Source organism: Maribacter spongiae, from assembly GCF_047345125.1.
In the GTDB taxonomy this organism is placed as follows: Bacteria; Bacteroidota; Bacteroidia; order Flavobacteriales; family Flavobacteriaceae; genus Maribacter.
On the sequence record NZ_JBLFEQ010000002.1, the window covers coordinates 388,964 to 403,381 of the forward strand.

Sequence of the window (14,418 nt, forward strand, 5' to 3'; positions counted from 1 at the left end):
TTATTAGGTTAAGTTCTATCGATATAGGGTAAAGTGTCCAACAAATTCTCTGTCATCTTCCTCTCCCCTTAGTTTGATTACATACCAGTAATCACCTGTTGGAAGCTCGCTTTGGTTATACAGGCCGTCCCAGCCCGCATCATTTAAGCCCATTCTGTACACCTCCCTACCATAACGATCGAAAATGATGGTTAGTATTTCTGGAAAGGCCTCTCTATTCCTCGGTACCCAAAAATCATTTTGGCCATCACCGTCCGGTGTAAAGAAGTTAGGGACCTCAATATCTATGAACTCCATGAAAATACTGGCCTGGGCCTCACAACCGTTTTCATCTATCACGGTCACATCATAAGTGTCCGTTCTGTTGATAATAAAAGTGTTGTCGTCACCATTGTCCCGGTCTCCAAAATAAAATGTATATCCTTCCAGTCCACCTTCTGCAACAGCTGTAATCTCATTAATGTTATTCTGCTCCAAGGTCAAGGTCAAAGGTTCAAATGCCTGAATGGTAAAATCTATGGTCTGCACACATCCATTAGCGTGTGCAATGGCAATATAATGATCGCCCGGAGCAATGTTCCTAAAGTCCGGATTCAACTGCATGGCGGTGGCACCGGTATCATCCAGGGCATATAGTACGTCCCCAATGACCGATGGATCTTCTAATGTAATGTTGACATAATTGTCCGGAACATCACCGTTGCATTCATACACCGGAACAACCTCGGCATTTAGGTTAACCCCGGCAGCAATGTTCACTACGGTATTGGTCTCGCAACCATTGGCATCCCTTATAAAGATGAGGTAATCGCCTGCGGCCATATCCAAAAAGTCTACCCTGTCTTGAACAAAATCGGTATCGTTATTGGAGTTCAAGGCCGTACTATAGGGTGCCGTACCACCACCTATGGTCAATGTTATGGTACCGTCTTCACTATCTACACATATTTCCGGGGTACTTGTAAAGCTTACGGTAAGTGCAGTGGGCTCCGTTATGGTATAGTTCAAATGCTCAAAACAACCATTTTGATCTTGTGCGATTATCGTATAATCCCCAGGGGCCAAATCCGTAAAGGTGTTGATCGTATCAAACTGGTTCAGGTTGGGTGAAATGGCATATTGATAACCCCCTGCTCCTCCTGAAAGGGTAACCGTAATACTGCCGTTATCCTCGCCTTCACAGGTTACGTTACGTATATCCTCCGTATAGGACAATGGTATCGGTTGATCAATTATCACTTCTTCCGGTAAGGTCCTACAGTCTTCACTGGTCACGGAAACATAGTAGGTGCCTGCCGGCAAATCCCTGAATTCCCCTGTGGAAACCGGTCCGGCAATACGTGTTCCGATGGCCAAAGAGATATCCGTGAATAATTCATATTGGTAGTTACCCAAACCGCCATCGGCTTCCGCATAAATTACGGCCGTACTTTCTCCCGTACAGTTGATAAATGCCGCCGCATCATCTACCGTTAAGGTCAATGGGACTATGGGGTCTTCTGTAATGGCATTGGATAGGACGGCCTCGCAACCATTGGCCGCATCTCTAACATAATACTGATAGGTTCCTGCAGGGAATACCCCCGTGGCGGGCAATCCAATCGGGTTACTGGTCATGGGCAAGAAGGTAATGTTATCCGTACTATACTCATAGGTGCCACTTCCTCCGGTTGCGGAAAGCTCAAATTCTACACCTGTGGCGCAGGTCAGTGGATCCGTTCTGATCAAAAGTGCTTCGACCAGGGCGGGTTCCCTAACTTCTACCGTATTGGTTTCCTCATCACAATTCCATCCGTCGGATACTGTAATACTATAGATGCCGGCTCCCAGATTATTAAAGTCCGGGCTTAACTGATTTCCAGTGGTAAAGGTGATGTTCGTTCCGGTAGCATCGTAAAGATTCAATCGATACTCGTAAGAACCGCTTCCTCCACCTACTACATTGGCTGAAACTGTGGCGTTCGTATCGCCAAAACAGGCTAAAGTGGTCACCAAAGGTGTGGCATTTACCACAATTGGCGTTGCCGCAGGCAAGACTTCTGTATAGGTACGTAGGCAACCGGAATCATCCGTTACGGTGATATCAAAACTTCCTGCCGCCAACCCATCGAACGAGAAGGCCTGAACATCCGTAGCATTATAGGCATCCCCTGTGGTCGTATTGGTCATTGTAATATCATAAGGGGGGTAACCTCCACTAGGCACTATCTGTATTTCCCCCCTGTTATTGTCACAGGTCGGTGGGGACACTATGGTGATAGCCGCATCCAAAGGAATACTTGGCGATAGAATGGTTATACTATTGGAGTCATCCGAACAGCTTGTACTCGTTGGGTCGATTTCTGTAACCCTTACATAATAATTACCGCCCGAAAGTCCGCCTATTGGTCTTGGGTTTACACTTGTATCTGTATTTACAAGGCCTCCTACAGGGTTATCGGCACTATCGAATATTTGGTAACTATATCCCCCTGAATAGCCTGTGACATTAATTTCCAGCGCACCGTTTCCATCACCAAAACAAGTAACGGGAGTCGTCGCGGTAGCGGTCACATCAATTAAATCATACGGTGCTATTTCATACGGTGCGGTATCTGTATAACAACCGGTATCCAAATCCGTAACCCTAAAGGTATAAGTTCCCACGGCGGTCAATTCATAGGTTGCCGTTGTAGCGGTCGTTCCCGTTTGTGTGCCATTGGGGTTACCTATGGGCAGCAATTCATAGGAATAGTTGTGCGGATTGCCATCATCCGTTACGGTAATGGTTACTTCTTCCGGATTGATACACGAAATAGCGGTATTCGGTGAAACGGCCGCCGTAAAGCTATTGAGCGGTTGTATCTGTTGGGTCGGTAATGGGAATAGACATCCATTCGCATCCCTCACTACAATATCATAATTCCCCGCCAAAGTGGTCTGGTGCGCAAACACATTGCCTCCCGTTGGCAGGAAACTGCCTCCGTTTACACTGTAAAAGTAATCCGGTGTTCCCGTGCCTGCGGTAATCGTTACTTCTATTGAAGCGGTCTGTGTTGCATTGGCACTATCACAGGATAATTCTACCACATTTGTAATTGCCGCATCCAAGAGCAAAGGCTCGCTAATAGTTATCTGATCTGTGGCGATACAATTCCTATTGGAGGTAACGGTAATATCATACGTACCATCTGGCAAACCGGTAAATACACCTGTGTTCTGGGTGAAAGTAGATATGCCGTCCGTAATTTCATAAACATAGGGCGGATTATCGTTCACACCGACACCGGAAGGTGCCAAATTAACGGTTATGCTACCATCCGATGCCCCGTTACAGCTTACATCGGTCTTATCGGTAGCCAATAAGGTCACCGGTGTAGGTTCTTCTAGGGAAACAGGCGCATCCGCAAAACAATTCGGAGTCCCTAATGTATTGTCCGTAACACGAACAATATAGTCTCCAAACGCCACCCCGGTAAATTGATTTCCTACAGGAACCAAGCCTGTATCCGAAAGGTCTGTTCTTAACAATTGTACCGTAGAAGTTCCCGAGCCCCCTATAACGGTAAAGTCTATGATCCCGTCATTGGTAATACAGCTTGGTTGTGTGTTCACGGTTGCCGTAAGTTGCAGTTCCGGGGCTATGGTCAGGTTTTCTATCTCTCCACAACCATTGGCATCCCTAATCTCAATAGTATGAGGACCGGAACCCAATCCGTTATAGGTATGGGGATAACTGGCAATACTCTGGAAAGCGTTACCATCAATACTCATAGTATATGGTGCAACACCCATGTTAACAGCATCCAGGGATACGGTAATGGCGAAACTTCCTTCTTCCGCGCATTCATCCACAAGGATTAAAGAAATATCCGGAACGGTATCCATGGCTATGGTAATCGCTAGCGGCACGCTATTGACACACCCATTGGCATCCCTTACATAAATATCCCAATTTAAACTTACCGTTGGATCTAATTCAACGGTATTGTCAAACGGGAAGGTTGCCGGAACACCACTACCGCTTATAGAGGCGCCATACGTATATGCCGAAGTCCCTCCTGATGCCTGAATCGTTACTATGGCATCGGATATATTGCAATTGGCATTCACATTATCCACTAATTGAAGTGCCAATGGTTCCGGTGCATCTATGGTCACCGTATTGGTCGTTGTTGTACATAATGGGTTAGCCGTTTCCGTAATTTCGACAGAGTAGGTTCCCGGTCCAAAAGTTGAGGAAACCGTAAAGGTATATGGGTCTGAAATTGCATTATCCGAAGCTAAGGTTCCTCCTATGGCAGTGCCTGTATTATCCAAAACCTCATAGTCAAAAGCACCCGTATATCCTGTGATGGTCACCTCAATGGTTCCATCCGTGGCATCACTACAGCTAGCGTCGGAAGCTACCGTTGCAATAGCATTTATTAGATCATATGGTGCTACGTTGTGCTGTACGGTTACGGAGCAATTGGTGGTCGTATCCGCAATTTCATATACATAGTTGCCCGGTGTTGTTATGATAATATTCGTTGGATCCGCAACTACATTTCCACTCGGTAATTCGGTGTATGTATAATTTCCCGAACCGTTGGATGCAACGATCGCTATAATTTCCTGACCGTTATTACAATCGATCGCCTGAAGCTGATTGATTACGGCCGTTACCTCTTGTCTGGCCGGAACGGGAACCGAAACGGCATCCGTACAGCCATTACTGTCCTCAACCACTACGTCTACGTTCGCAGCACCAAAGGCAACCTGATATGTATTGTCCGGTCCAAAACTAACGCCATTGTCAAAGCTATATAGATAAGGCCCTGTTCCAGAGGGGTTTCCAAGTCCGTCATTATTTATAGTCACCGTAACGGTACTTGAGCTATCGTTACAATCAAACGCAGATGCCGTAGCTGCTATATCCAATTGAGAGGGTTCGTCTATCACAATACCCACAGTATTCGAACATCCTTTGTCGGATATTACCGTGACATTCTGCGGCCCTTGAGGCAACCCGGTGAAAATATTGGTCGTCTGGGTAGTTGTTCCCCCATCCAAACTGTATAAATAAGGTGTATCTATATTACCGGCATTTAAGGCAACCGTAATGGTCCCGTCACTACCGCCAAAACAGCTAACATCGGTTTTGGACAAGGTAAATGTGGGTGTCGCAGGGGTCGGCAATGTTATGGTTACGGGAATCGTACAGTTGGTAACCGTGTCCTCCACCTCAAAGGTGTAGGCTACAGAATGTGTCAACCCTCCGAAAACACCCGTTCCGTTGGATGGCCCGGCCGGGGTTGTCTGTGTGTACGTATAGGTTCCGGAACCACCTCCGGCGGTAACGGTAACCTCACCCGTATTGGCAGGGTTACAATTTTCATCGGAACTTATATTGGCCAATATCGTAAGCGGGGCATAAATAGTAACGTTTTCCGTCTCGCCACATCCATTGGCATCGATAATGCTAAAGGTATGCGCTCCTGAACTTAGGTTTGAAACAGTGACCACATCACCTATTCCGTTCCAAGCGGTGGCAGCTTGTGGTGCGCCCCCGTCAACGCTAATGCGATAGGGGCCTACGCCTACAACATCCAAGGTAACATCTACGCTAAAGGCACCTTCATCCCCTGCACATTGGTTGTTTGCGATCGCACTTATTTCGGGAGACGGATCTGCTGCAATGGTCACATCCAAAAGCGGGGAAACACATAGGTTGGCATCCCTGGCATAAACATCCCAGTCTAAACTCACAGATGGATCTAAAGTAAAGGTAGCCCCTTCCGGAAAGGAACTGGGTGCAGCGGCACCGTCTACCACATAGGCATAGGTGTACGGTCCGTTTCCTCCACTTGCCCTTACCGTAACTTCGGCATCATTGCTACAATTGGCCGGGGTCTGACTTACTAATGTGAGGGCTACTGGTGTGGGTTCGATTATTCTAAATGTCGTTGTTGCCGTACATGATGGGGCGGATGCTTCCCTGACCAGTAACACATAATCTCCCGGAGGAATCTGGTTTACCGTCAAGCTTTGTGGGCCTCCGGCCGGCCCCGGGCCAACAGTCCCCGTATAAGTGCCCGCACCTATTACGGCGGTGTTGGTAAGCGCATTTAAAATTTCCCAGTCTATACTGGTTACGCCTGCATCATAATTATCTACCGTAAATGCCATTGTTCCGTCATCCGCAGTCGCACAGGTAATATCCGTAGTACTGTCCACAACAGCGGAAACTGTGGATAATGGAGGAATGATCACTTCCTGGAAACTGGTACAAAGGTTGATATTATCAACCGCTTGAATAATATATGTTTGCCCGGGATTTAATCCGGTAAACGTTGCTACTTCGGTATCCGGTGCCGTAGGAACTTCTGTATTAGGTGGTGTTCCTATATCGTAAATTTCAAAGGTATAATCACCAGAGCCTCCGCTAGCCGTAATTTCAGCCGTACCTCCTGTAGGGCAATCCGGTGGAGGAATATTGGCGGTAAGCGTCAAAAACGGATTAGACCTTACCCTTACGGAACCTAAATCACTTTCGCAACCATTGGCATCTACAATCCGCACATAATAGTCTCCAAAATCAACACCGTTAAACGCATGGGTGGTACTTGCCGTAGTGGCAGGGTTGGGGTCTCCGCTTCCCAGGGCAACAATGTTATTGGCACTGTCGTACAGGGTATAAGTATAATTTGCAAAGCCACCTTGGGTTATGGTAACATCAATACCTCCCAGTATATTACCGCCACCAGGAACATTACTACAAGTAACATCTCGTGCGGTCATATTGGACAGTATCTGGAGTGGTTCATTAACGATTGCGTTATCATTAAATTCACAGCCCCTGCTATCACGTACAATGTACGGATATGTATTGGCGGCCAAGCCGGAATATGTTGTCGTAGATGTAAACGCACTACCATTAAAACTAACGGTGTAGGGCGCTACTCCAAAATTGGTGTCTATATCAATAAATACGGAGCCATCGGCACCTCCAAAACAGGCCACATCCGTTACGGTCGGTGCCGCTTGGGGCACTACCGTAGGCGTGATTATAATTTCATTGGTTTCTACGGTACAATTTCGGGCATCGGTAATCAAAAACTGATAAGTGCCATCTGCGGCCGCTCCATTATAGGTAAACGAATTCCCGGCAATGGGCGTTGTTGCTCCATAACCTCCACCATCTAACTGTACCTGATAGGTTGCATAAGGCGTATATCCATCATTAATAGCAACATCTATTACGGCATTCCCTGTACATAAAAGGTCCTGCGTCAATACGGCATTGGCCGTTAATTGCGGTTCAATGGTCTCGGTCAAGGTATTGGAAACGCAGCCAAAGGCGTCTGTAACCTGAATGTTATAGGTGCCAGGGGTCAAGTTGGCAATCGTAAAGGGATTTCCAACAGCCGTTGTTTGCCCCCCTCCATTAATGCTATAGGAATACGGACCAACGCCGTCTGTAATGTTCACGACAAGTGAAGCCTGATCGGTATTATCATAACAAAAATCCGAAGGTGCTAAAGTAATGGCAGGTGTTTCGGCCGGGTCTATGGTTATCGGTCTGGTTACGATACATCCGTTGCCGTCACGTACATAAATGGTATAAGTGCCGGCCGGTACGTTCAAAAACTCGTTGTTTCCATTATAGGCATACACTATAGCAGGGCCAACGGTATTTTCCAATTGGTACTCGTAATTGCCCCAACCATCCGTTGCCGTAACCGTTATGGTCGAATTTACTAAACAGGTCACCGGAGTGTCCGTGAACGTAAAATCCAATGCAGCGGCAGGTTCTGAAATTATTGCGTTGGTAGAAACCGTACAATTGGTCGTATCGTCAGTAATATACACTACATAGGTGTCAGCATCCAATGTAGCTACGGAAATAGGTGTAACTGTATTGATATTGTTCGCGGATTGTACCGTATTTCCCAATCCGTCTTCCACTACGTAACTGTAGGTACTTATAAAATCAGATACGGTAAAGGTGAACTCTCCATCGGAATCGCTTACGCAGGTCACGTTACGCACCAATTGGGAAACTACGTTCGCTTGTGCTATCGGGTCTATCGTATGGTTCTCCGTGATGCTACAGCCTTTCGCATCCGTTATCCTAAACGTGTAGGTGTCCGGGGCCAAACCGGTAAATACGGCATTGTTCCCGTTATTGACAACACTCCCTGCAGGTGCTGTTATTTCATAAGTGAAAGGAGCGTTCCCGTTTGTTACTGAAACGGTAACGTCACCAACCACGGTCGGACAAGTAAGGGCGGTTTGTGCAAACGAAAGATCGGTAGGAGGGTTTAAGGCATCAATGGTTTCAACACTGATTGCCGTACATTGGTTGGCATCCCTTACCGTAATGGTATAGGTGCCGTCCGTAAGGCCGGTAAAGGCCGTTGTACCATCAAAAATGACACCATCTATACTGTATTCAAAGGGTGCCGTTCCACCGTTCACGCTTATAACACTGATCGTGGCATCGGTATTACAATCGTAATCCGTGGTTATACTGGTGTTCAACGCCAAAGTATTCGGTTCTCCCACTGTTGCCGTACCGGTTGTAATACATCCCTTGCTATCCGTAATCGTATAGTTGTACGGTCCTGCGGCCAAGCCGGAATACGTCTGCTGTGTTGAGGGAGCGCTTCCATCAAATACAATGGCATAGGGCGGAGTACCTCCGGAAACATTTAAGTTGACCGCTCCGTTGGAATCCCCATTACAACGTACATCGGTAATGATCGGGACACTTGCGGGCGGTGTATCGTCCGTAACGACTACCTGATTGGTCGTTACCGTACAAGATTCGCTATCTGTTATGGTAAATGTATAGGTGCCCGCAGTAGTCGTAAAATACGAAAATGGAACGCCCGGCACAGCTGTGCTCGCCTGAAAGGAAACACCGTCCAGAAACACTTCATAGGTATAGTTCGGGTTTCCATCCGCTATGGAAATCTCTATTTCAGCATCGGGTGTGCCGCTACAATCCAAATCCTTGATCAGATTGGCGGAAGCTGTCAGGGAAGGGAATACATCTATACTTGCGGTAGCGGTACAGTTACGCCCATCGATTACCTCAACGGTATAGCTTCCGGGGCCCAAACCTGTAAAACTGGTCCCGGATTGATATACTCCTCCGTTTACCCTATATTGGAACGGGGCAACGCCACCGGAAGTGACATTTGCGGTCAATATTAATCCCGTAGCACTATCGTAACAAAGGCTATTCGCGGTCACGCCCAATACCGGGGCAACAGTTGGTGTAAGGTTAAAGGTCCCGGTAACTTCACATCCGCCGGCATCCCTGACCGTTACGATATAATTTCCAGAGGTATCCGTTAGGCCTGTAAAAGAATTGCTTCCTTGTGGGCCCGTACGGGTTCCGGTTGGGTCTTCCAATTCATACTCATATCCGCCCCAACCATCGACCGCGGTAATGGTAACCGATCCCGGTTCTGTTCCTGAAATGGAACAGGTCAGGTCCGTAACGTCTAAATTGGAAATTACCAGTGCTGCAGGTGGTGCGGCAACAGTAACATCGGCCATATCCGTACAATTGGTATCATTGTCCGTAACCGTAATGGTATAGGTTCCAGCAGCAAGTCCGGTCAACGGAATTGTATTTGCGGTTTCTGTAGAACCCGAAAAAGTGCTCGGCCCCGTAACGCTATAATCGTAAGAAGTTACAAAGTCACTTACCATAAAAGTAATGGCACCGTCATTCGTTCCCAAGCAACTGGTATTGCTGTCCAATTGCCCTGTGACGGCAATCCTGTCCACCGGTGTTATGGTAAAGTCCTCCTCAACAGCACATCCCTTTGTATCTGTCGCCCTAAAGGTATAAGTGCCGGGGTCCAATGTGGTAAATAAGTTACTGTTTCCATTGTTCAATGCGTCCGCAACGGGGGCAATAATTTCGTAGGTGAAATTGGGGTTGCCACCTACAACGGTCACCGTAACATCCGCGGTTTGCGCAGGGCAATTAGGGGCCGTGGCCACAAATGTCAAATCCGTTGGTCCATTTAACGGATCAATGGTTATGGAGTTCGTATCAAATTCACAATTATTGGCATCCCTTACCGTAATGGTGTAGGTGCCGTCCGTTAAATTTTCGAAACGATGGGCATTTGGGGTAGTATCCGGAATAAAGGTTACACCATCTATACTATAAGAATAGGGTGCCGTTCCTCCGGTAACGTTTTGGGCTTCTATAATGGCATCCTGCAAGCAGGTATAATCCTGTATCAGAGCCGAAGTTGCATCCAATGGATTTGCTGGTTCGGAAATGGTATGGTTTTCGATAAAATCACAGGAAGCACCGTCCCTGCTTTGGCTAACGGTAACTGAATAGTCTCCGGGAGCTAAATTGGGGAAGAAACCAGAACTGTTGGTCGCGATATTGGTATTGCCAGCATCAAATAAGCGGTATGTGAGCGTATACCCGTTATCATTGGTTACATTGAATTGAATTGATCCGCTGGAATCTCCAAAACATCCTACATCTGTAATGGTCGTTGGATCAAACTGGGGCAAGGGTATGGACACAATCGTTACGACATTTGAAAAATGAAAACAATTGTTGTCATCTACTACTACAAATACATAATCCCCAGGGTCGGCAATAGTAAAATCAGGATCGGTCTGAAACTGGCCGGGAGGAATGTCCTGCGGTGTCGGATATGAAGTAACCGTTGTGCCTCCATTATCAACATACGTCCAAATCGCATAGGAATATGGTGCTTCTCCTCCCGAAGGGTTCATTGTTATGATTCCTTCACCACATACTATGGATCTTGATATACTGGCACTCAGGTCCAGGTCATTATTGTTCGCTATCGTTACCTGTTCACTATAAAAGCAGCCGTCGTCCGTTCGGGCAATTGCTATATAGTCTCCTGCCGTCAAACCTGTAAAGGTAAAGTTGTTACTGGATTGGGCCGTTTCATCGTCTATAAGTGTTCCTTGCCCACCATTGGAACCATCATCTAAACGCAGTTCATATTCATAATCGGCGTCGGCGTTATTCACCTGTATGTTTATGGTTCCCGGAATGGTACATGTTTCCGGTGTGGGCGTTACATTGTATGTTGCTTGCCTATCTAAAATACCTATAACCGGTGTTTCAAAAATACAGGCGTTCGCTATTGGCGTTCCGGAACCGTCCAGTTGTGTTACCTCAACAATATAAGATCCGTTTTCACCGGGATTAAAATCAAAACTCGGCCCGTTATTGGAGCTAAAAGGAATTAAAATACCATTTGTGGCCGCATCCCTCAATTGATAACCATAGCTCGTGCCTAAATTGGTAATCGTAATATTCCCCGGGGTAGTACATACAATATCCCGTTCGTTATATTGAATATCCAAGGTATTTTGAAATACATTGAAGTAAAAACGACTAGTACATCCATTTTGATAGGTGACGGAAAGCCTGTATTTCCCTTCGCTGGACACGATATAATTATTTCCGGTGCCTTCGGTGGTCCATGTACAGGTCAACGCCTTGTTGGCACAATCATCTCCGGTAGTATCAGGTGTTTGACAGGAATCCAACCTTTCCCATGCAATAGTCTGGGCATCTAAAATATTTACCTGGAGTTGTTTGGTATCCGCAACTCCACAAAGGAACAGTTTGGGCAGAAAATCCTGATCAATACTACATTGAACGATTTCTCCGGTAATGTCATTGGAGGGATCTGCATCCGAGTTTACATTGTTAAAATATTCTATTACAGGGTTGGGTATAGTTCCAGAGCCATAAGGTACCACGGCAATAATTTCCTGAAACCCTTTACATGGGTCCGGAATTATCTTGTCCACGATATAATCGCCAGTCTGAGTCACTACAATGGTGCTTGGATCATTGTCCGGGTCACCATCCGTAATCACCATGTCACCGGCATCTATCTGACCATTCCCATTAACGTCATTATACCATATATAGGAATCGAAACCGTCACCGGCGTCCAATATGGCCTCATTACCACAAAGTTCTACGGTCCTGGAAAAATCACAATTGGAGAGGTCGTCCAAAAGAAAGTTGGTGGCCCCGGGTATAGTGAAACCACAGGCATCAAAATCGGTTACACTGGGGTCGTCCGTAACAATAGCGGAATTCTCAACCCCATTATAGGTCGAGTATGCCAAATTTTGAATCAGGTCGGAACAGGCATCAATAAAATCGAAACAATTTTCCGCTACCTGTACGCTAAACCGAATTGAATAGACAGGGCCTCCCTCTAGTACAAGGTCATTCGGTATGGTAAATACAATTTCCCTGGTGGCGGCATTGTAGGTATACGTAACCCCTGGTGGCAATAAAAAATCGGAGGCAATAAAATCACTTCTTCCGTCCGGCGGGGATACGTTTACCGGTAAAACATCCCTGATCGTATAACTATCCCCGTCGTCATTTCCTATATTCTGAAAAGACAATACATAATCCAAAAGCTGGCCCAGGTTTACTCCCTGTCCCGTAATATCTACCCCCCCCGGGGTATTTACCCTTTTTTCCAGTACAATATTGGGTGCAATAATCTCTACGTCAAAAGAAGCAAAAAAGATGTCGTACTTGTCCTGGGTAGAACTCGCCCTTAATATGGCATTTGTTGCATCATTAGGGATTACATTATTAAAATTATTCGTGACGTTGAACAAATCCACATCCCACCCCAGCGTATTTACACTATTGGGATTACGGGCAGTAAACATCACGTCTTCTATGGTAATGTTGGAATTGAAAAAATTATTCGTAGGGTTCAAGGTGTTTCCCAAAGGGCTAAAGGGTTGGCCTTCTGCACTAATGGATAGTCCATCTCCGGTAATTCTATTATCTCCTTCCAAAGCCGCCACCCCAATTTTGGCGTTAACATCAAAAGGAGCGGGAAGGGTCGTAAAGCCACTTACAGGAATGTCTACCGTTTCCCCGGATTTAATTCCGGCATAACCATCAAATGTGGTAATATATCTACTTCCCGGAAGATTCGGGTTTTCATACACCACGACCATGGTCCATCCTCCAGAAATACCTCCGGATATACCACTGCCGTTACTGGCCCTCATATTGGCCACAAAATAATCCCCATTGGGGTTGGCCAATCCGGCGACTATGGAGGTAACGTCTTTGTAATAAGCGTATGGGCTATAATATCCAAAATCCGAATCACCATCACCATCGAACAATTCTTCGTCCGCCGTTATATCCTGATAGGCACCGTTGGGAACTTGAAATTTGATCTGATCAATGTTGCTCCTATCCGAATTTACATATACCGCAGACCAATACAAGCCGGCATAACGCACCAGGGAACAATCCGGATCTGGAATCGATAAGGTGGCACTGCTGGAGCTAAATGTAGTCGGGTCGCTATCCACATCTATGTACTGCATGTTCAAATTATCATTGAATTCGGATGCATTTCCCGTAAGATCGTATGGGTCATTCGGAGAGGTGGCCGGTACCGTTACCGTTTCCCGTCGCCATCTGCCATTTCTAAACACCCATCTAGTGAACGTAAATTCGTCATTTTGTCTATTCACAATGTTGTTGCCTATAAAGGTGAGTTCTCCGCGAATATCCGCCGCATAACGTACATCGAAATCATTTTTGACCTGCCCAAAGGCAGAAAAAGTTCCAAAAAACAATAAACCGGCAATTACGATACGCTTAAGCAAAGAAACTTTCATGGATTTGGTCAGTTTGATAGTATCAGAATATGTAAACATCTTGGTCATGTGGTATTGTTCGTCAGTATATCCGAGTAATGTCACCTTGTTCAAAAAGCGTCTAAACGGAAATCTCCAATAACAAATATTGACCTTAAGGGCGAGGTGCTGAATTTAATGTTGTGGTATGGCCTTTTTATGTTGTGAAACCACATTTAAGGAGTGTTTGGTTTTGCAAAAATCCCGTGTTTTCAGTGTTGTAGGAAGGTATTGGGGGTTTAAGCTTTTACGTGAAATCAAAAATTTATAGGAGTATCAGGAAGTGTTTTAGCTCATTTGTGTAACATTTCGGAAATTCCAAAGTCTTTGATGGTATAAAAAGAAACCCACAAACTATAGAATATATCTACTTCTAACCAAGAACTCATCTTGACTTTTTCTATTTCCTAAAAAATGATCAAGGAGCGATTAAAGAAGTTACGGTTGGCCCATAATTTAACCCAAACCACGCCTGGGAAAATTTCCGGTGTATCCAACGTTCAAATCGGCAGATATGAAAATGGGGTGTCCAAACCTAAACCAGAAACCTTGATCAAATTGGCAAAGGCCCTGGGAGTAAATCCAGGTTATTTTACGGATAAAAAACAAATTCCCCGACAATACCCATCTGGAAGAACACCTGGAAAGATTGAGAAAGGTCATCAAAACCGATGATGATCAAAGAACATTAATAGCCCTCATCGATGTTTTATATTATAAAAACGAGGA

The 14,418-nt window shown here is 45.8% G+C and carries 2 protein-coding genes; one reads left to right on the plus strand and one right to left on the minus strand.

Annotated elements, in window-relative coordinates; all coding sequences use genetic code 11:
* Positions 1 to 15: 15 nt before the first annotated feature.
* Positions 16 to 13,671: a T9SS type B sorting domain-containing protein gene (locus tag ACKWB9_RS04395; protein ID WP_414001779.1), complete on the minus strand. Its 13,656-nt coding sequence runs from the start codon at positions 13,669 to 13,671 to the stop codon at positions 16 to 18.
* Between the two features lie 432 nt (positions 13,672 to 14,103).
* On the opposite strand from ACKWB9_RS04395, the gene ACKWB9_RS04400 reads away from it, so the two are divergent.
* Positions 14,104 to 14,364, plus strand: a complete 261-nt coding sequence (locus tag ACKWB9_RS04400) for a helix-turn-helix domain-containing protein (RefSeq protein WP_414001780.1) — start codon at positions 14,104 to 14,106, stop codon at positions 14,362 to 14,364.
* Positions 14,365 to 14,418 lie beyond the last annotated feature (54 nt).